The organism is Agromyces sp. SYSU T00194, assembly GCF_040496035.1.
Lineage (GTDB): Bacteria > Actinomycetota > Actinomycetes > Actinomycetales > Microbacteriaceae > Agromyces > Agromyces chitinivorans.
Map to the genome: position 1 here is coordinate 37,601 of NZ_JBEPJZ010000002.1, position 19,514 is coordinate 57,114.

At 71.0% G+C, this 19,514-nt stretch carries 18 protein-coding genes; 12 read left to right on the forward strand and 6 right to left on the reverse strand.

The annotated features are described in order from the left end of the window. Positions 1 to 9 precede the first annotated feature (9 nt). The 7 genes from ABZK10_RS12930 to ABZK10_RS12960 all read left to right on the forward strand — a co-directional run bounded on the left by ABZK10_RS12930 (position 10) and on the right by ABZK10_RS12960 (position 9,448). Positions 10 to 1,011, forward strand: coding sequence for a carbohydrate ABC transporter permease (locus ABZK10_RS12930; protein ID WP_353809706.1), 1,002 nt, complete (start codon positions 10 to 12; stop codon positions 1,009 to 1,011). Then, on the forward strand, positions 1,008 to 1,910 hold the full coding sequence (locus ABZK10_RS12935) for a carbohydrate ABC transporter permease (RefSeq protein ID WP_353809707.1): 903 nt from the start codon (positions 1,008 to 1,010) through the stop codon (positions 1,908 to 1,910). The genes ABZK10_RS12930 and ABZK10_RS12935 overlap by 4 nt, the downstream gene beginning before the upstream one ends. Next, on the forward strand, positions 1,910 to 3,271 hold the full coding sequence (locus ABZK10_RS12940) for a sulfatase family protein (protein WP_353809708.1): 1,362 nt from the start codon (positions 1,910 to 1,912) through the stop codon (positions 3,269 to 3,271). Before ABZK10_RS12935 ends, ABZK10_RS12940 begins: the two co-directional genes overlap by 1 nt. After that, positions 3,264 to 4,898, forward strand: a complete 1,635-nt coding sequence (locus tag ABZK10_RS12945) for an FAD-dependent oxidoreductase (RefSeq protein ID WP_353809709.1) — start codon at positions 3,264 to 3,266, stop codon at positions 4,896 to 4,898. The genes ABZK10_RS12940 and ABZK10_RS12945 overlap by 8 nt, the downstream gene beginning before the upstream one ends. After that, the gene (locus ABZK10_RS12950) at positions 4,898 to 6,853 is read left to right on the forward strand and encodes a DUF8034 domain-containing protein (protein WP_353809710.1); all 1,956 of its coding nucleotides are present in this window, start codon (positions 4,898 to 4,900) and stop codon (positions 6,851 to 6,853) included. Before ABZK10_RS12945 ends, ABZK10_RS12950 begins: the two co-directional genes overlap by 1 nt. A 5-nt stretch (positions 6,854 to 6,858) precedes the next feature. Next, positions 6,859 to 7,875 carry an aldo/keto reductase gene (locus ABZK10_RS12955; RefSeq protein ID WP_353809711.1) on the forward strand — a complete coding sequence of 339 codons (1,017 nt, stop codon included), beginning with the start codon at positions 6,859 to 6,861 and terminating at the stop codon, positions 7,873 to 7,875. A 91-nt stretch (positions 7,876 to 7,966) separates the two neighbouring features. Beyond that, the gene (locus ABZK10_RS12960) at positions 7,967 to 9,448 is read left to right on the forward strand and encodes an ABC transporter substrate-binding protein (RefSeq protein ID WP_353809712.1); all 1,482 of its coding nucleotides are present in this window, start codon (positions 7,967 to 7,969) and stop codon (positions 9,446 to 9,448) included. A gap of 70 nt (positions 9,449 to 9,518) precedes the next feature. Here ABZK10_RS12960 and ABZK10_RS12965 read toward each other — a convergent pair whose 3' ends face one another. Next, positions 9,519 to 10,370: an amidohydrolase family protein gene (locus ABZK10_RS12965; protein WP_353809713.1), complete on the reverse strand. Its 852-nt coding sequence runs from the start codon at positions 10,368 to 10,370 to the stop codon at positions 9,519 to 9,521. 129 nt (positions 10,371 to 10,499) lie between these two features. Here ABZK10_RS12965 and ABZK10_RS12970 point away from each other — a divergent pair, with 129 nt between their 5' ends. Continuing rightward, complete coding sequence (locus ABZK10_RS12970; protein ID WP_353809714.1) at positions 10,500 to 11,201, forward strand: FadR/GntR family transcriptional regulator; 702 nt, start codon at positions 10,500 to 10,502, stop codon at positions 11,199 to 11,201. Between the two features lie 35 nt (positions 11,202 to 11,236). Here ABZK10_RS12970 and ABZK10_RS12975 read toward each other — a convergent pair whose 3' ends face one another. Beyond that, a complete protein-coding gene (locus ABZK10_RS12975) occupies positions 11,237 to 12,736 on the reverse strand; it encodes a sulfatase-like hydrolase/transferase (protein ID WP_353809715.1) in 1,500 nt (499 codons plus the stop codon). 184 nt (positions 12,737 to 12,920) lie between these two features. Further along, positions 12,921 to 14,249, reverse strand: a complete 1,329-nt coding sequence (locus ABZK10_RS12980) for a flavin monoamine oxidase family protein (protein WP_353809716.1) — start codon at positions 14,247 to 14,249, stop codon at positions 12,921 to 12,923. Positions 14,250 to 14,326: 77 nt separating this feature from the next. Between ABZK10_RS12980 and ABZK10_RS12985 the strand changes: the two genes are divergently transcribed. Continuing rightward, a complete protein-coding gene (locus tag ABZK10_RS12985; protein ID WP_353809717.1) occupies positions 14,327 to 15,520 on the forward strand; it encodes a Fic family protein in 1,194 nt (397 codons plus the stop codon). A 291-nt stretch (positions 15,521 to 15,811) separates the two neighbouring features. Next, positions 15,812 to 16,315, forward strand: coding sequence for a cupin domain-containing protein (locus ABZK10_RS12990; protein ID WP_353809718.1), 504 nt, complete (start codon positions 15,812 to 15,814; stop codon positions 16,313 to 16,315). A 47-nt stretch (positions 16,316 to 16,362) separates the two neighbouring features. Here the strand turns inward: ABZK10_RS12990 and ABZK10_RS12995 are convergent, their stop codons facing one another. The 3 genes from ABZK10_RS12995 to ABZK10_RS13005 are packed head-to-tail and all read right to left on the reverse strand — an operon-like array spanning position 16,363 to position 18,639. Continuing rightward, positions 16,363 to 17,823, reverse strand: a complete 1,461-nt coding sequence (locus ABZK10_RS12995; RefSeq protein ID WP_353809719.1) for an APC family permease — start codon at positions 17,821 to 17,823, stop codon at positions 16,363 to 16,365. A gap of 56 nt (positions 17,824 to 17,879) precedes the next feature. After that, complete coding sequence (locus tag ABZK10_RS13000; protein WP_353809720.1) at positions 17,880 to 18,278, reverse strand: type II toxin-antitoxin system VapC family toxin; 399 nt, start codon at positions 18,276 to 18,278, stop codon at positions 17,880 to 17,882. Between the two features lie 34 nt (positions 18,279 to 18,312). Beyond that, positions 18,313 to 18,639 carry a hypothetical protein gene (locus tag ABZK10_RS13005; protein ID WP_353809721.1) on the reverse strand — a complete coding sequence of 109 codons (327 nt, stop codon included), beginning with the start codon at positions 18,637 to 18,639 and terminating at the stop codon, positions 18,313 to 18,315. Positions 18,640 to 18,721: 82 nt separating this feature from the next. Between ABZK10_RS13005 and trxA the strand changes: the two genes are divergently transcribed. Both trxA and ABZK10_RS13015 read left to right on the forward strand, forming a co-directional pair. After that, a complete protein-coding gene (gene trxA / locus ABZK10_RS13010; RefSeq protein ID WP_353809722.1) occupies positions 18,722 to 19,159 on the forward strand; it encodes a thioredoxin in 438 nt (145 codons plus the stop codon). Between the two features lie 51 nt (positions 19,160 to 19,210). Continuing rightward, on the forward strand, positions 19,211 to 19,489 hold the full coding sequence (locus tag ABZK10_RS13015) for a DUF2277 domain-containing protein (RefSeq protein ID WP_353809723.1): 279 nt from the start codon (positions 19,211 to 19,213) through the stop codon (positions 19,487 to 19,489). Positions 19,490 to 19,514 lie beyond the last annotated feature (25 nt).

A 19,514-nucleotide genomic window follows, 5' to 3' on the forward strand; every position in this document is an offset into this window, starting at 1 on the left:
AGTTCCCGCATGCTGCTGAGTCAGACCCGCGACGTCGCGGGTGCGCCACCTCGGGTCGACCCGCCACGCCGTCGCAGCCGATCGCTGCGATCGCGGGCCTGGGACCACCGATGGCACTACGTCTTCGTGCTCCCGATGCTGATCACCTTCGTGGCGTTCACGCTGTGGCCGATGGTCGCGAGCTGGGTGTACTCGCTCTACGAGTGGCAGGGGTACGGTCCGCTCGAGGACTTCGTCGGGTTGGACAATTTCCGACGTGCGATCGCGGACCCGCTGTTCTGGAACGCGATGGGCAACACGGGGATCTTCGCGCTCTTCGGCGTGTTCGTGCAGTTGCCACTGGCGTTGCTCCTCGCGATCGTGCTGAACAACACGGCACTGCGGGGGCGGGCGGTGTACCGAGTCCTCTTCTTCCTCCCCGTGGTCACCACCACGGTCGTGGTCGGAGTCGTCTTCGATCTGCTCCTCAACCCCTCGGGAGGGCCGATCAACGAGTTCCTGCGCGGGATCGGGCTGATCGAGCAGCCGATCAACTTCCTCGGCGACGAGGCGCTGGCATTGCCCACCGTCCTGTTCGTGGACATGTGGAAGGGAATCGGGATCACGATCATCTACTGGCTGGCTGCGCTGCAGTCCATTCCCTCCGAGGTGTACGAGGCTGCGCGTGTCGACGGCGCCAACCGGGTGCAGGTGTTCACGCGCATCACGGTGCCGCTGATCGCGCCGCTCGGTGCCGTCATCCTGTTGCTCACGCTCATCAGCAGCCTGAACGCGTTCGACATCGTGAAGGTGATGACCAACGGCGGGCCGAACCGATCGACCGAGATCATCCAGACCTACATCTTCAACTACGCCTTCGATCCCGAGGGCATCCCGCTGTTCGGCTTCGCCTCCGCAGCCGGAATCATCTTCGGCCTCGCGGCGATGGTCGTGAGTGTGCTGCCACTCCTGCTGCGGCGCCGTCGCCAGGCCAGCATCGGGCCCGTCGTGGCGAAGGAGGACGCGGAATGACCGCCGTGGCATCCACCGGGGCCGAGAACTCCGTCTCGAAGTCCGCGCCGACGGTCACGCCGAGGTGGAGGCGGCGACGTTCGCGCGCGACGCTCGTCACGCATGCGATCCTCATCGCCGTCTGCCTGGCGTGGACCTACCCCTTCATCTGGATGGCTTCGACGTCGTTCAAGACGACCGCGGAGGTCTATCAGGGCGGTCTCTCGCTCCTGCCGCAGTCGCCGAGCTTCGACAACTACGTGCGTGCCTGGGACAACGCGAACTTCGGCCAGTACACGCTGAACTCGATCATCGTGTCGTTCGGCTCCGCCGCCCTGGTCGTGGCGATCTCGGCGCTCGCCGGGTACGCGCTCGGACGGGGGAAGATGCCGGGGAAGCGGATCATCGTCGGCGTCCTCGTCGCCACGATGTTCCTCCCGAAGGGCTACACCATCCTTCCGGTGTTCGTGCTCATCAACGCACTGGGGCTGAACAACACGCTCGGCGGCGTCATCCTCGCCGAGTCGGGGCCCGCCCACGTCGTCGGCATCCTGCTCTTCATGGGGTACTTCGCGAAGGTCCCGGACGACCTCGAGGAGGCCGCCATCATCGACGGGGCGGGCCCCCTTCGCATCTTCGCCCAGGTCATGTTGCCGGTCGCGCGACCGGTGGCGGCGACCGTCTTCATCTTCAACTTCATCAGCGCCTGGCAGGCGTTCCTGATTCCGTTGGTCTTCACGCTCGGAGCTCCGGGGCTCCGCACGACGGGCGTCGGCATGTACTCGTTCTTCGGCGAGTACAGCATCGACTGGACGGGCCTGGCCGCAGGTGCCGTCATCTCGGTGCTGCCGATCATCGTCGTGTTCCTCTTCTTCCAGCGGTACTTCGTGGAGGGCATCGCGGGGGCGGTGAAGGGATGATGGCCGAACCGTCCCCGGCACCGGACATCGTCCTCATCCATTGCCACGACCTTGGCCGGATGCTGGGCGCGTACGGCGCCCGCGTGCCGAGCCCGCGGATCGACGCCTTCGCGAACGATGCCGTGCGATTCGACGGCGCGTTCGCGACCGCGCCGCAGTGCAGCCCCTCGCGCGCAGCGCTCTTCACCGGACGGTATCCGCATGAGACCGGCGTGCTCGGCCTCACCCACCTCGGGTGGGACCTCGGGCCCGACGTGCGACACCTCGCCGCGATCCTCGCCGAGCAGGGCTACCGCACGGAGCTCCTCGGCGTGCACCACGAGTCACGGGTCCGACCGGACCTCGAGGTCGCCGCGCGACTCGGCTTCGATACGGTCGACACGCTCGGCCCCAGCCACCCCGAGCGCCGCGCCGAGCTGGTGGCGGACCGCGCGGTCGCGGCGCTGGAGCGGCTCCGGGGTGCCGGCCCCTTCTACCTGCAGGTCGGGTTCCTCGAACCGCACCGGCTCCATGATCCCGACCCCGATGCGACGATCATGGGCTTCACGGGCGGATGGATCGAGCCCGAGCCGTCCGACCAGATCGAGGTGCCCCCGTACCTGGAGCCCGATGCGGGGTCGCGCACGGAACTGGCAGAGCTCGCCGGGGCGATCCGCTCCGTCGACTCCCAGATCGGTCGCGTGCTCGATGCGATCGATCGTCTCGGAATGTCCGAACGCACGATCGTCGTACTGACGACGGACCACGGACTCGCGCTCCCGGGCGCCAAGGGCACCCTTCGCGATCCCGGACTCGAGACGGCGCTGATCCTCCGTGCGCCGTCGCTGGGGTGGACCGGGGGAGTCGTGGTCGAGGGGCTGGCGAGCAACGTCGATATCGTCCCGACGCTGCTCGACGCCATCGGGTCCCCGATTCCACCCGAGTCCCGTGGCGCGAGCCTGCGTCCGGCGATCGCTGCCGGTGCGACCTCGCGGTCCGAGATCTTCGGCGAATTCACCTATCACGACTACTACGATCCAGCCCGCTGCATCCGAACGGATCGGTACAAGTTGATCCTGCACTTCGACCGGACCCTTCCGCACAGCGCGGCGTCGACGCAGTCCTGGCGTCCACGCTCGACGCCGCTCGACCGGCGGCTCGCGCACCCGCCGGCGCTCGTCGAGCTCTACGACCTCGCGGTCGACCCGGAGGAGCGCATCAACCTCGCGGACCGGCCTGAGCGAGCGATCGTCGTGCGTGCGCTCCTCGGCCGACTGCGCGAGTGGATGCGGGACACCGACGATCCGCTGCTCGACGGCGTCCCGCCATCGCCCGCTCACGGCGGCGCGATCGCACTCCTCGAGGGGGCGGCCCATGCGTGAGCTCACCACGGACGTACTGATCGTCGGGGGCGGGCTCGGTGGGGTGGCGGCTGCAGTTGCGGTGACCCGACTCGGTGGACGCGCAGTGCTCACCGAGGAGTCGCCGTGGCTGGGCGGGCAGCTCACCTCCCAGGCGGTGCCGCCCGACGAGCATCCCTGGGTCGAGGAATCCGGTGTGACTGCTCGGTATCGCGAACTCCGCGAGCGGATCCGGGACTACTACCGACGCAACTACCGGCTGCGCCCCGAGGTCGCAGCCGAACCCCACCTGAACCCCGGTGACGGATGGGTGTCGCGGCTGTGCGTCGAGCCGCAGCCGGCACTCGCCGCGATCGATGAGATGCTCGCGGCCGCCCGGGCCGACGGTCGACTCACGGTACTCACCGGATGCACGCCGACGTCCGTCCGCACCGAGGGCGACCGCATCGCGGCCGTCGGGTTCTCGATCGCGGACGCCGAACTCTGGTGCTCCGCCCGGTACGTACTCGATGCGACGGAGACCGGTGAGGTCGTCGAGCTGGCCGACGTCGAGTCCGTCATCGGTTCCGAGTCGCGCGACGAGACGGGGGAGCTGCACGCGAGGGCCGGTGCTGCCGAGCCGCGCGACCAGCAGGCGCTGTCGTGGTGCTTCGCCCTCGAGTACCGTCCGGACGAGCCCGTCGAACCGATCGAGCGACCCGCGGAGTACGACTTCTGGCGCGAGTACCGCGCCGAGTTCTGGCCGGGTTCGCTCCTGTCGTGGACCGACGTCGACCCGCGAACCGGCATCGCGCGCACCCGCTCGCTGTTCGCCGAGTCGCGCGAGCAGTCACGTGACCTCTGGCGGTTCCGGCGCATCTCGGCGGCCGCGAACTTCGCGCAGCCGCATCCGGGCGGAGACATCAGCGTCGTGAACTGGCCGCAGATCGACTACTGGCTCGGGCCGATCGTAGGCGTCGACGCGGACGAGCGCGATCGGCACCTCGCGGGGGCGCGATCGCTCAGCCGCTCCGTGCTGCACTGGTTGCAGGTGGAAGCGCCCCGACCCGACGGTGGGGAAGGGTATCCCGGCCTCCGCCCGCGTGCCGGGGTCTTGGGGACCGCGGACGGCCTCGCGCTCCGCCCGTACATTCGGGAGTCGCGGCGCATTCGTGCGCTGACGACGGTCGTCGAGCAGCACGTCGGCATCGAGGCGCGTCGGGACGCGGGTCTGCCGGAGGGTTCCGAGGTCTTCGCCGACAGCGTCGGCGTCGGCGCGTACCGCATCGACCTCCATCCGAGCGTGGGAGGCGCGGAGGGGCCGCGCGGGTACGTGGACGTCGCCAGCTACCCGTTCCAGATCCCGCTCGGGTCCCTGATCCCCGAACGCGTGCGCAACCTCATCGCGGCGGGGAAGTGCATCGGGACGACGCACGTCACCAACGGCTGCTACCGGCTGCATCCCGTCGAGTGGAACATCGGCGAAGCCGCCGGCGCGCTCGCCGTCCACTGCCTTCGTACGCGCGCGGACCCGCACGCGGTCTGGGAACACGAGCGGAGCCGCGACGACTTCCAGCGTGTGCTCGCAGAGGATCTCGGCATCCAGCTCGCCTGGCCGGAGGAGATTCGCACGAGCGAGCGGTTGAACCAGCGAGGAGGCAAGCACTGATGGAATCGATGTTCCGGGTGGACGCGGGCCGGCGGCGGGCCGCACCGCGATGGGCACTGCTCCAGCGCGACCTGCTGCGACAACTGGAGTCGGCCGCGCGCGAGTTCGTCGAGCGCTACTGCCGCGACGACGGCACGCTCATCTGGCGGAGCGACTGGCCCGGGATGGACGGATCGGACGACCCGTACGAGGCGTTCCAGAACCTCCCATTGCTCTACGCGCTCGGCGGCAGCGACGAGCTGCGCAGGCTGGGTGACCGGGCCTGGGAGTCCATCACGTGGCAGTGGACGGAGTACGGCCAGATCCGCGATGAGTTCGATCGCTACTACGACTGGATGCACCACGGCGAGTCCTCGCACCTCGTCTACTTCAGCGGGCTCAGCGATCCCGCGTCGGTGAAGTGGAAGCGTCGGGCGATCAAGTTCGCGAGCCTGTACCTCGGGGACTCCGACGCGTCGAACTTCGATCCGGCTCGCGGTCTGATGCGTTCGCCGCTCACCGGAGCGGACGGCCCGCGTTTCGTCACCACTCCCGAGGACTGGTCGACCCATCGACGAGTGATCCAGCAGAGTCCGTACGACGACCTGCCCGGTGTCGACACGGAGGCGGCCTTCCCCTGGCTCGTCGCGGGCGACTTCGAGCGGATCCTCGATGCGGTCAACTCCCGGATGATGTCCGGGGACATCCCGCTCAACCTCCACGCGACCGCCATGATGGCGCACGCCTTCATGTTCTCGGGCGATGGGCGGTTCGTCGACTGGGTCATGCGCTACGTCGCCGAGTGGACGGATCGCACCAGCGCGAACGGAGGCATCGTCCCGGACAACATCGGCCCCTCCGGGATCGTGGGCGAGCTGAACGACGGCAAGTGGTGGGGTGGCTACTACGGGTGGAGCTGGCCGAGGGGGCTCAAGGACATCCTCGAGGCTGCCACGAACGGAGCACGGAACGCGCTGCTCCTCGGAGGCGGGGAGCGCTTCCTCGAACTTCCCCGCATGCAGGCCGATGCATCCTGGGCGTTGCGGCGCTCGGATTCTGACGGTGGTTGGCTCGTGCCCGCCCTGCACTCGGATCGCGGGTGGCACGGCCACGGGCCGGCGCCGCACGTGCCGCTCGTGCAGCTGTGGGAGGCGTCGCGGGCCGAGGAGGACGCGGATCGAGTCGAGCGGCTCGACCTGCCGGACCGGGTGCGCCGTCCGGTGTCACCGCGCACCTCCGGCTGGGACCCCGAGCTGGGGCGCGACACGAAGCACCTGAACGCCAACACGCTCGCCTGGTTCGAGTTCGCGCGGGGACGGAACCCCTCGTACCCGGAGCAGATCCTCGATGCGAACCTCGAGACCATCGCACGGCAACTCGATCGCATGCGCTCCCCGAGCGGCGACCCTGCCGGATGGGACACCGACCATCCCTACAGCATCCACATGTGGCAGGAGATGAGCCCGCTGGTGGTGGAGTCGTTGGTGCAACTGACCATGGGATCGTCGATCCACATGTCCCACGGAGGGCTCCAGTCGGCCACCCTGCGGTACTTCGATACGACCGAGCAGCGTCCCGGCCTTCCGCCGGACGTGGCGGCCCTCGTGACACCACGAGGGGGAACGCGCGTCGAGCTCGAGCTCGTCAACACGGGCCTCGAACGGGAACGGTCCGTGATCGTGCAGGCGGGTGGCTTCGGCGAGCACGCGGTTCGTGCACTGCGTCGCCTCGACGAGCCGGGTGCGCCCCGGTCGGAGGTCGCGATGACCAGGTTCGAGGTCGTGCTCGCACCCGGTGCGTCCGTGCACCTCGAACTCGACATCGCGCGGTTCGTGCGCCCCCCGACCTACGCGACCCCGTGGGTGGACCCGGTTCGGACGCAGTCCATCGTTCCCCGACCGCAGGACCCGGCGGTCTTCCCGGAGTGGGCACGCCGTGGCGCATACGGCCCGCCGACGATCGTGCCCGGCGAGTGAACACGATGCCGGACGCTGAGCGAGGTTCGGTGCTGCCGCGACGCCGCCTCGGGCGAACCGGCGTCACCCTGCCCACCCTGGGGCTGGGGGCGGCGCGACTCGTCACCCGGCTCGGCTGTCCGGAGGAAGCCGAGGCCGTCGCGGTGATCCGGGGGGCCGCGCGTCTCGGTGCGCTGTACATCGACACTGCTCCCGGCTACGGCGACGGTGAGAGCGAACGTCGTGTCGGCCTGGCACTGCGGGAGCTCGACCGCACCGGGATCGTCGTCGCGACGAAGGTGGGCATGTTCCCCCGGGGGACGACCCTGACCTACGCGAGCACGCGCGAGAGCATCGAGCGGAGCATGGATCGGCTCGGCGTCGACGTGCTCGACCTCGCACAGGTGCATGAGGTCTGGACCGTACCCGAGGCGCCCTCCCGCGGCGCCGACCTCAGGTGCCTGGCCGGCGCGGAAGGAGTCCTCGCCGCGCTCGTCGACCTGCGTCGCGAGGGGGTGATCCGGGCTGTCGGGCTCACCAGCTCCCGCGGTGGCGCACTCGACCGCGTGCTGGGCGAGGTCGTGCGGGCCGTCCCCGAAGCGCTCGACATGATCATGGTCTGGCGCCGCTACAACCTGCTCGACTGGACCTTCGGCGCATCGGTCCTCCCGACCGCTGCAGAGTTGGGCCTGGGCGTCGTCGTCGCGGCTCCGTTCGCCGACGGCGTGCTCGCGACGGGCCGTGTCGACGATGTCTCCGAGGTCGCCGGGCTCACGTCGCGTGAGCAGGCATGGCTGCGCGTCGTCGCCGGGCTCTGCAGGGAACATGGAGTGTCGATCGCGGCTGCGGCGCTGCAGTTCTGCCTCCGCGGTCCCGGTGTCGCCAGCATCGTCGCAGGTGCGACGAGCGTCGAGCAGGTTGCTGCGAACGTCGATTCGGAGCGGGAATCCATCCCCGAGGAGTTCTGGCGTCGACTGGATGCCGCTGCCGATCGGTTCACGAGACACCCGGAGGCAACCCGTGCGAATCCGGCATTGACGTGACAGCCCGAGTGATAGGTATAATTGCCATGTCATCAGACAACCTTAGATGCTTCGATGGAGAATGCAGATGATCCCCCAGCGCTACAATCCAGTGCCACCTGAAGCCGCTCGCCCCGTGCGGCCGCTCCGTTCGCGTCGCGACTTCCTGAAGTTCAGCGGGGCGGTCGGAGGAGGAATAGCGGTCGGCGCCCTGCTCGCCGCCTGCGCCCCGGCCGGCTCGACCAGCACCACCCGCACGACGGTGCGTCTCTGGACCGTCGCCGCCGGTCCCACCGACGAGTCGTTCCTCCGCGGCCAGCTCGACGCGTTCGAACAGGCGAACCCCGCGATCCGGGTCGACCTGCAGGTCTTCCCCGCGGACCAGTATGCGAACGCCATGCAGCTGGCATTCACCAGCGGTGACTCGCCCGACGTGTTCCGGCAGGCCTCCGGGCAGGGAATCGACCTGCTCAGCGCGCACGGGCGGAACTGGGTGCACCCCATCACGGAGTTCCTGGATGACGACTTCACCGGGCGCTTCCCCGAGCGCGTCTACGATCCGGAGCTCAGCTCGCTGTTCATCGATGGTGAGGCCTACGGCGTGCCGAGCGCGGACCCCGTCACGAGCGCTACGCGACTCCTCTACTACAACGAGGAGATCCTCGCAGGTGCCGGGTTCTCCAGCGCCCCGTCGACCTGGAGCGAGTTCGCCGAGGCCGCGGAGAAGATCACGCGGGACGGAGGGGGGGATGTCTTCGGGACGGCGCTGGTGGGCACCAGTCCGTCGATCTTCATCCTGCAGAACCTCGCCGGCCCGCAGCCGTTCCGTGACGTCGCGACGAGTCCGTTGAGCCTGTTGACCGGTGCGCCCGCCCTGGCGGAGCCGTCGACGCTCGAGACCGTCTCCTACCTCAGCGACCTGAACGCCCGCGGGATCCTCACCCCGGGCTGGGAGAGCTGGAACTCCAACGAGGCGATCCAGCAGATGGCGTCGGGGCGACTCGGCATGTACATGTTCCCGAACTTCCACGCGGCCGAGCTCCGACGCGCCAACCCCGACCTCCCGCTCGGGATCGCGGCACCCCCGGTGCCCGACTCGGGCAAGGCCGGCACCCGAGCCGCGCAGGACAACGTGCTCGGATGGTGGATGATGGGCTCCGAGACGGAGTCTCCGGAGGCCGCGTGGCAGGTGCTCGACTTCCTGGGTTCGGTCGATTTCCAGCGGGCGGCGAGCTCCGAACTCGGTGACATCTCGGTCATGCCGGGCGTCTACGAGGGCCAGGACGTGGACCCCGACGTGGTGCGTATCCGTGAGATCGCCGACGAGATCGTGCGGTACGCACCCAACCCGTTCCTGGCGGATCCGAGTGCGTCCGCGCTCTACGCCGAGCTCCTCGCCGGCCAGCCGACGCCGGCTCCGCGCGAGCTGCTGTTCGAGGCCATCACCCGGGGGAGCGACTTCCGGCCCGTGGCCGAGCAGTACGACGAGACCATCGCCGCCCTCCTCCCGGACGCGCTCGCTGCGAGTGGCCTGTCGGACATGTCGGCGTTCACCTTCCCCGAGTGGAACCCACTCGAGGACTACGCGGGCTGACCCCCGCATCCCGCTCGGATGCCCCGAGGCGGCGCCACCGCGGCGCCCGTCTCGGGGCATCCGTCTGCGGTCAGCCTTCGGGTGTGGCTTCCCCGAGGGCGACCGCGGACAGCACGGATCGCACCTCGGTGGAGGAGGCGCCCGCCTGGTCGAGGAGGTCGATCGCGCGGTTCCGTGTCTGGCGGTAGGTGCTGTCGAGCGTGCACATGGGGTAGTTCGAGCCGATGACCATACGTCGCGCGCCGAACTGTTCCAGGAGGATCCGTACGGCTTCACCCGCACGGTTCGCAACAGGTGTCGTCGGCCCGTGCAACATCGGCCCGGAGAGCTTGCAGACGACGTTCGGGCGCGCGGCGAGGGCGCTGACATCGGCCCGCCAGCGCGCGAAGGCGTCCGGGTCGGAGGGCGGGTTCCCGCCGTGGTTGAGGACGAAGCGGACGCCGGGGCAGCGTCGGACGGCATCGACCGCCGCGCCGAGCTGGTCGGGCCGCACCAGGAGCTCGTAGCGCAGCCCATGTGCGCCGATCCTGCGCAGACCGCCGTGGACGTCTGCACGTCGCAGCCACTCGTCCCCGGGCATGCGCTGCACGGGGTTCCGGAATCCGGTGAGCAGATCACCGCCGGGGGCGCTGCGGAGCGCATCGATGACACCGTCGATGTCACGCGTCGTCGGCTCGATCCATCCGACGACCGCCCCGACCAATGGATCTCCCGCAGCGTGGCGGAGGCTGCGGCGGGTCTCGTCCAGGGTCGGCAGGGCCGGGACCGTGACGATCGACGCCGGCGTCGCGTCACCTGCGTCGGCGCGCAGGTCGGTCGACGTGAAGCGGCGCCGGAGCGGTCGCATGCGCTCGCCGGTCATCCACGACGGGTCGTCGACCAGGTGGACGTGGGTGTCGATCCAGGTCATCCGGTGCCGCATTCCCGGCGATTGCGCCGCGTTGTTTGTCTGACTATCTGCTAAATTATAGCGAGGCGGCCGCTCTCGCAGCCGCCCGATGCCCTCATTGGGAGGGTCCGATGGCCGGTCAGGCCGAGCAGGAGCAGACTCATGGGATTCGAACCCCTTGTCCCCACCCAGAGCCGGTCACAGCAGATCGTCTCCCAGATCGAGCAGCAGATCCGTTCCGGCGAGCTCGCGGTCGGGGAGAAGCTCGCGACCGAGAAGGAACTCTGCGAGCAGTTCGGCGTGAGTCGAAGCGTTGTCCGCGAGGCGATCAAGCTGCTCGAGGCGATGGGGCTCGTGGTGTCTCGCCAGGGGAGCGGGAGCTACGTCCGGAAGGAGACCGGGCCGGCGGTGTCCCGACTCCTCTCCCTCTCGGTGAGTCCGGGACGTGATGCCGTCGCCGAGCTGTTCAAGTTTCGCGAGGTGCTCGAGATGTCGGCGGCCAAGTGGGCTGCGGACCATGCCACCGATGCGGATCTCGATGAGATCGCCGAGATCCTCGAGCAGAACCGGGCGGCCGTTCGCGCCGGTGACGGCGAGGCGTTCACGAGCACCGACTGGAAGCTCCACTCGCGGATCGCGGAGGCGAGCCGCAACCGATACCTCGCGGTCGTGCTGACCGCGGTGCGCGAGATGCAGCACGACGTGGTGCGAATGCTCGGTGACGACGTGGGCTCCGCGGAGCGCGCCGCCGGGGAGCATGCGGAGATCGTGGCGAGCATCCGGGCGCACGACCCCGAGCGGGCCCGCGTTGCCGCCCGTGAGCACATTCGGACCACCGCCGCGTCGGCACTCGAGCGACAGTAGGTCCGGGGCGGTCGACTCGCAGCCGGCTGGCCCCATCAGGCGGAGGACTCGCCGCCCCCGGTGCGACCGGCGTCGTCACTGTCCAGGTACGTCCAGGTCGGCGGCATGTCGAACCGGTAGGGCTCGGGAGGCGCGACGTTCCGGCCCCACGCGGCCAGGATCGCCTGCTCCTCCAGATGCTGCTGCATCTCGCCGGCGATCTCGTCAGGGTCCCAGTCCTGGAAGAGGAGTGCGAGCATCTCGCCCCGGGTATCGGCGTGCGCCGGGTCGTCGGCGAGGTCGATGCGTTCATGCGGGTCGGTGTCCAGGTCGAACAGCTGCAGGGGTGCCCCGTGGTAGTAGGTGAGCTTCCAGCGATCCCGGCGAACCATGCGCTGCGGCTTCGCGACCGGGAACAGTCCGGCCTCGGAGGTGGCGACGTCCTCCCAGTCCTCCTCGTCGCCGCGGATCATCGGGATGAGGTCACGACCCGGGCTCGCGGGCAGGGGCGGCGCTTCCGCCGCTGCGAGAACCGTCGCGGTGACGTCGAGCGCCGAGCTGACCTGTGAGACGCGACGACCCGCGGGGATTCGCCCCGGCCAGCGGAGGATGGTCGGCACGCGGACCGAGTCCTCGTAGAGCACGTGCTTCCACCACAGTCCGTGCTCGCCGATCTGGTCTCCGTGGTCGGACGTGTAGACGACGAGCGTGTCCTCGGCCAGGCCAAGTCGCTCCAGGCTGTCGAGGACGCCGCCGATGATGATGTCCATCCGATGCACCATGGCCCAGTACGCGGTCCGTGCGATGCGCGTCGTCTCCTCGTCGACGTCCGGTGCGCCCCGGTCGAGGCGCCACCAGTGCAGGAACGGATGCAGGTCGTCACCGAACGGCTCCGGGGCGGACGGCGCGGGGACGCGGCCGTCGTACAGGTCGTAGTCCTCCGCCCGGGCGACATAGGGCGCGTGGGGGAGCAGCAATCCGAGCGACAGGCAGAACGGCGATCGAGCGGTCCCGGCGCGCCGCTCGATCGCCACCCGCTCCAGGAAGTGACGCGCCTCCGCTGCGACGAGTTCGTCGCGGATCTGATAGGCCGACTGCCCACGCCCGACGTGCTCGAGGCTTTCGATCGTCGGACCCGCGCCGTTGAACGCACCTCGGTCGGTCTGCGGGGCACCCGGGTAGCTCGGGCCGTGATCGCCGAGCGAGCGCGAGCCGAACCCCATCAACTGGTCGGGCCCGATGGCGTGCAGCTTGCCGATCAGGTGCGTGCGGTACCCGACGGCTCCCAGCGCGTGTGCGAAGGTCGGAATCGCCGAGCTGAGCGTGTCACGGAGCGACCAGACCCGGTTCTGCGTGGGCGTCCTGCCGGTGAGCATCGACATGCGTGACGGGACGCAGAGCGGGGACGGGCAGTAGTTCCGCTCCAGCATCGCCCCTTCCTCTGCGAGTCGATCCAGTGCGGGTGTGGCGACGACCGCGTCGCCCGCTGCGCCCAGGACCCTGGCGTTGTGCTGGTCCGACGTGATGATGACGATGTCCGGTCGGTCGGTCGTCATGGCTCCCCTTCGTCGTGGGCGGTTCCGGCACTGCTGAGCATGGCGGACTCGGCTGCGATTCGATCGCAAAGTCATCCTATCATCAGACATATCGTCCACGGCTGCGTCGTCGGCCCGCTGGTGACGGCTCCTGGAGCCGGCCGGCATCGTCGCGCTCGATCAGGCGGATGGTGGCAGGTTGCCGTCACGCATCCGCCCACACCTCCGCGATGGGCACGTCGTGCCCGAGGATGCGCTCCGCGGCCCGATGGCCCGAGCGCAGCGCCGCCGGCACGGTCGCGGGGTCATCGGTCCAGGTGGCCTCGCCCGCCAGGTGGAGCACGCCGCCGACGGGCGTGGCCAGGTCGTCGTGGTCGGCCGTGGTCGAGCCCACGGTCATGTAGGCGTACGAGCCTCGGGCGAACGGGTCGCCCTGCCAGTTGGTGATGCGCACGGCGGTGGGCTCGGGCACGTGCTCGCCGTAGAGGCGGCGCAACTGGTCGAGCACGGATGCCACGACCTGCGCCTCGCTCCAGTCGCGGATCTCGCGGGCGGTGGGGCCGGCGGCGAACGTGAGCAGGGTGGGTACGCCGTGCGCCGCGGTGAGGTCGTACCAGGAGTGCCAGCGGCGGCCCTCGGGGCCCTGCCGGCGGATCGCGTAGACGTCGTCGTTCCAGAACCGGTTCGGGAACTCGAGGAAGACCTTCTCGAACGCGTTCATCGCGAGGCGCCCGAGCGCGCCCGAGACCGGTTCGGGGAGCGGGGGGTCGATCGACAGGGCGCCGGACTGCAGGACCCCGACCGGAACGGTCACGACCGCGTTCGGGGCGTGCCACGAGGCATCCGCCGTCGACACCGTCACGCCGTCGGTCGACCACTCCACCTGGCGCACCACCTGGCCGAGCCGCACGTCGAGCCCCTCCGCCAGTCGGCGGGGGAGCACGTCGTACCCATGCGGGAAGACCACCTCGTCGCCCACGACCTCGTCGTCGTCGAGGCCGTGCGCGGCGAGGTCGTCGATCGAGGCGCCGTACTGCTCCTCGGAGCGGTGCTCGAGGTACTCGCGGACGCGTTGGGCGCGATCCGCGTCCCAGCCCTGGGCGGTGAGGGCGGCTTCGGTCACGTCCCGGTACGAGGCGTCCGGGGCGGATGCGGCGATGACGTCGACGAGCGCGTCGTCGACGGCGTGGATGGCGTCGGTGAACGCGCGCGCAGCCGCATCCGCCAGTCTCGTGCCGTCGGGGCCGAAGTAGGCGATCGGGCGGCTGTCGGGCTGGTAGCCGCCCACGGTGAACTCGACGGTCGGCATGCCGAACGCAGCGGTCGCGTCGGCGAGCGGTTCGTCGTCGACGCCGTGGATCCACGAGGCGCCGAGGTCGGTCGCGTGACCGCCGGTGCGGTCGGTCCAGACCCGGCCGCCGACGCGGTCGCGGGCCTCGAGCACCACGACCCTGCGGCCCGCGCGGGTGAGCAGGCGCGTGGCGGTGAGGCCCGCCACGCCCGCTCCGACCACGATCGTATCGACGTGCTCCACGGGGATCCCTTCGAGAAGTGTGAGTCGATCGTACCCTGAGCAAAGGATCAGCGGTTATCCTTTGGTAAGATTCAGCCATGGCAACGGAAGCGCGGGCCTGGCCCGCGATCTCGTACGAGGAGCGGCCGTGGCGGCGCGACGGCGGCGAGGTCGCCTCGCGCCGCGAACTCGCCCGCTCCCGCGGCCCGTACCGCGCCGCGGTGGTGCCCCGCATCGCCAACCTCACGCCCGACCTGCCCGGCAAGAGCCTCGCCGCCGCCGACGACGCCAGCAACGAGCTGACCCGCTTCGATGCCGAGTTCGGCCAGGTCGCCGCGCCGTTCTCGGCGATCCTGCTGCGCTCGGAGAGCGCCTCCAGCTCGGAGGTCGAGCACATCACCGCGAGCGCGCGCCAGGTCGCACTCGCCGAGCTCGGGGCATCCGACTCGCCCAATGCCCGGCTGGTGGTCGCGAATGCGCAGGCGATGCGCGCCGCGGTCGAACTCTCCGACCGCCTCGACACCGACGCCGTGATCGAGATGCATCGCGCGCTGCTCGGCGAGAGCCAGTCGGGCATCGTCGGCGGCTGGCGGGAGCGCCAGGTCTGGATCGGCGGCGGATCGATCGCGCCGCACACCGCCGAGTTCGTGCCGCCGCACGCCGAGCACGTGCCCGCGCTGATGGACGACGTCATGGCGTTCGCACGGCGCACCGACCTGCCCGTGCTCGTGCAGACCGCCATCGCGCACGCCCAGTTCGAGACGATCCACCCGTTCCCCGACGGCAACGGGCGCACCGGTCGTGCCCTGGTGCAGGGGATGCTGCGCGCCGGTCGCGTCACCCGGCACGTCACCGTGCCCGTGTCGGCCGGCCTGCTCGGCGACCTGCAGGGCTACTACGATGCGCTCGGCGCCTATCGCGAGGGCAGGCTGGAGCCGATCGTCGACCTGATGGCGGATGCCTCGTTCCTCGCCGTCGCCAACGGGCGGCGCCTCATCGGCGACCTCCGGGCCGCGCGCGGCCAGTGGGACGACGCCGTGCGCGCCCGCGCCGACTCCTCGGTGCACCGGCTGAAGGACCTGCTGCTGCGTCAGCCCGTGGTGCACACGAAGCTGGTCGCCGCCGAGCTGTCGGTGAGCGAGGTCGCCGCGCAGACCTCGATCGACCGACTGGTCGACGCGGGCGTGCTCGTGCAGGCGGGAGGGGGCACGCGCTATCGGCGCTGGGCAGCGCCCGACGTGCTCGCCGCGCTCGACGCGTTCGGCCAGCGCGCCCGCCGCGGCTTCCGCTGACCGCCGCCGGCGGCGCGGCGCGTACGTGGGGCCCCGTGTTCCGGGGCCGACCCGCTGCCGTCGCGCGGCGCTGCCCGTGGGGGCCCGTCTTCAGGAGCCGGCCCGACGCCGGTGGCGCGATGCTGCAGATCGAGGTCGATCTGCGCAGCATCGGTGCGCCCGAGTTCGAGTGTGCGCACATATGCACCGACCGCAGCCGCGGCCTCCTGAAAAGTGGCGGCTTCCGCGGGCCACGACGCGTACGGGCGCGCACGGAGGCGCACCGTGCGCGCGGCGCGCTACCGTGCCCGCATGGGGTCGTGGGGGAGCCTCCGTATCGGCGTACTCGCCGTCGTGGTGAGCGCCGTGCTGGTCGGCGCGAGCGGGTGCGCGGTCGAGACAGACGAGGCCCCGTCGCCGCAGGCGTCGCCGGTCGCCGACGACGCGCCGGTCGAGGCGACGCCCGTCGCGACCGGCGAGCAGGACGAACCGGTGCAGATCTCCGTCGACGGGGGCGACGCCGGCGTCGACGTCACGTTCAGCAGGGTGCGCATCGCCCCGGGCGCCACGACCGGCGAGCACTGCCACCACGGGCACCTCGTCGCGGTGGTCGAGGAGGGCGAGCTCACCCACGTCGCGCCGACGCACCCCGACGGCGTGCGCGTCTACACCGCGGGCGAGTCGATCATCGAGGGCCCGGACTACGTGCACGAGGGCCGCAACGACACCGCGGAGGACGTCGTGCTCTGGGTCGCCTACATCATGCCCGACGGCGAACCGCTCGCCGAGACCGACCTGTCGAACTGCGACGGCTGAGCGGATGCCCCGGGCCGGCCCGCTCCGGTCGGCACCGCCTCGCGTGGTCAGGTCTCGTCGACGACCGGTGCGGGTACGGCATGCGGATGCCCCGCGCGGGCGCGCGCGTGCAGGTGTCGCACCCCGGGCGGGCGCCCGCCCCGCACCCAGATCGCATAGAGCACCGCAGCGACGGCGAAGGTGGCCCCGAGGCTCACGAGCGGCCACGCGCGCGCGAGGTTCACGACCAGGGTGAAGGCGACCACGACCGCACCGACGGCGTTCAGCGCGAACGCACCACGCCGGTGCTCCCGCATCGAGAAGCGTGCCATCGCCAGCAGGCCGGCGAGGAAGCTGATGAACACGGCGACCGCATAGAAGAGGACGAGCACCTGGTCCTCGCCGCCCGCGACGAGGGTCACGGTCGCCGCGAGGCCCGAGAACAGCAGCAGGCCCCAGTACGGCGTGTAGCGCGCGGTCGTCCGCCCGAACGCGCGCGGGAGCAGGCCGACGGCGCCGCCGTCCGGGCCCCGATGGGCGGCCAGCGCCTTCAGCAGCCCGGGGCCCGCCAGCAGGGAGGAACTCGCCGCGGCGAGCAGCAGGAGCGCCGTGATGGCCTGGAACGTCGCGAACAGCCACGGCGGGGCGGCGAGTCTGGCGACCTCGGCGACCATGGTCGAGTCGTCGGCGGGGACCCCGATGCCGAGCCGCCCGGCCTCGGCGGCGAGACCGAGCGTCAACGAGCCGACCACCAGCAGGGTGAGCAGCAGCGTGGTGCGCCCGTACCGGGCCCGCCCGCGGCCGTCGAGCTGGCCGAGCTCCGCGATCGCCGAGGACGGCGCCTCGACGCCGGTGGCCAGCGCCATCGCCACGGGGAAGGCGAACACCACCGCGAGCACCGCGCCGCCCGGCGAGTCGGCGGCGGGCGCGACCGCGGCGGAGGCCGTCGCCGACCCCGATGCGGGAGCTGCGAACGCGCCGAGCACCAGCACGGCGAGCATGGCCAGCACGAACGCCGCCGTGATCGACGCGAACACGACGCGTCCGAGGCGGCCGAACCAGGTCACGATGGCGACGGCGGCGACGAGTCCGAGCGCGAGGGGGATGCGGAACGGTTCGAGCGCCGGGGCGTAGGCGATGACGGCGGATGCGCCGGCCGATGCGCTGATCGCGATCGTGAGCACGAAGTCGACGATCAGCGCCCCGATCGGGATGAACGCCCAGCCGTCGCCGAACGCCTCGCCCGCGGCGGCCGCGGCGCCGCCGCCGCCCGGGTAGCGCGCGACGATCTGCCGGTAGTTCACGACGACCAGCGCGATGATCGCGACGACGAGGCCCATCGTCGGCAGCAGCAGCGCGAGGTCGCCGTCGAGCGCACGGAGCGCGGCCTCGACGGCGTAGGCGATGGACGAGACCGGGTCGGCCATGACCGCGAACGCGAACGCGAGCAGGAGCAGCGGCCCGGCGGCGCGACCCAGTCGCCCCGCGCCCGGGCGTCGAGGGGTGCGCTCCGGAGCGGCCTCGGACATGCCGCCAGTCTAGGAAGGCCGTGGGCCCCGGGTCGCGACCCAGCGGGCCCGGCCGCCTACCCCAGCAGCACCTCGATGCGGGCGACCTCGACGGTGCCGCGCGCCCGCTCCGCGAGCCGCCGGTCGGTCGTCACGAACGCGTCGGCCTGCAACTGCGTGAGCGCGAGGTACTCGGCGTCGTAGGTGGACGCCCAGCCGAGGGCGTCCGCCAGCTCCCAGGCGCGCTTGCGCAGCACCGCGTCGCCGAGCAGCCGGATCGGCATGCGCTTGATCCGGCCGAGCCGGTCGAGCGCGGCGCCCGAGCGCAGCTCGCCCCGGTGCACCGCCTCGTGCAGCATCGACAGGGTCTGCGAGCGCAGGAGCGTCGGCGCCAGCAGCTCGTGCACGGGCGCGGACCCGAGGTCCTCGCCGGCGAGCCGGATCGCGGCGCCGGCGTCGATGACGTACCTGGTCATGCATCCTCCGGGGCTCGAAGCGGATGCCGGCAGGCTACGCCCGCCCGCCGACGCCCAGCCGCGCGCGCAGCGCCGTCTCGAGCTGTGCCCGCGTGGGGGAGCCCGACAGCCCCTGCTCCGTGGGGTACACGCGGCACGCGAGCGCGTGCGTGCGCGGGCCCGACGGGAAGAGGTCCTCGCCGTCGACGAGGAGCGTCGGGGAACCGGCGAACGCCACCGCTGCGGCATCCGCCTCGCTCCGGATCGTCACGTACTCGACGGGCACGTCCGACCGGCCGAAGCGGTCGAGCACCTCCCGCGCGAGGGCGCCGGCGCGCTCCCACCCGGGGCACGCCTCGATGTGCACGACCTGGACCCTCATGTGCCCATTGTCCCGCCCCGACGGGCCCGCCGGCCCGCAGCGTGCGCGAGAATCGGGAGTACCGCCGACGAGGGGAGTCGACATGGCCACCGGCGCCGCATCGATCGTGACCTGCCCGCAGTGCGGCACGCGCAACCGGGTGCCGCAGGCCAAGCGCGGCCGGGTGCGCTGCGCCTCGTGCCACGCCGACCTGCCGTGGTTCGTCGAGGCCGACGACGCGACGTTCCATGCCGCCGTGGTCGAGAGCACCCTGCCGGTGCTCGTCGACGTCTGGGCGCCCTGGTGCGGGCCGTGCCGCATGGTGTCGCCGATCGTCGAGCAGTTCTCGCGCGACTTCGCGGGGCGCCTCAAGGTCGTGAAGGTCAACTCCGACACGTCGCCGCGCGTCTCGCGCGCGCACGGCATCCAGTCCATCCCGACCCTCCTCCTCTACGAGGGCGGGCGCGAGGTGTCGCGGCAGGTCGGTGCGCTGCCGGCCGTGCAGCTGCGCAGCTGGGTCGACGGCGCACTGCCGTCGTAGGCCGGGCCGCCCGGGGTTCCGCGCCGGGAACGTCCGGCGTACCCTCGCAGCATGTGCCGCAACATCCACCAGCTCCACAACTTCGAGCCCGCCGCCACCGATGACGAGGTGACCGCCGCCGCGCTCCAGTACGTGCGCAAGGTGAGCGGTTCGACGAAGCCCTCGCAGGCCAACCAGGAGGCGTTCGACCGCGCGGTCGCCGAGATCGCGCACGCCACGCGCCACCTGCTGGACGACCTCGTCACGAACGCGCCGCCCAAGGACCGCGAGGTCGAGGCGGCCAAGGCGCGCGCCCGCGCCGAGAAGCGGTACGCGACGCTGTCGGCCTGACCGCGGCATCCGCTCGACCCCCGCG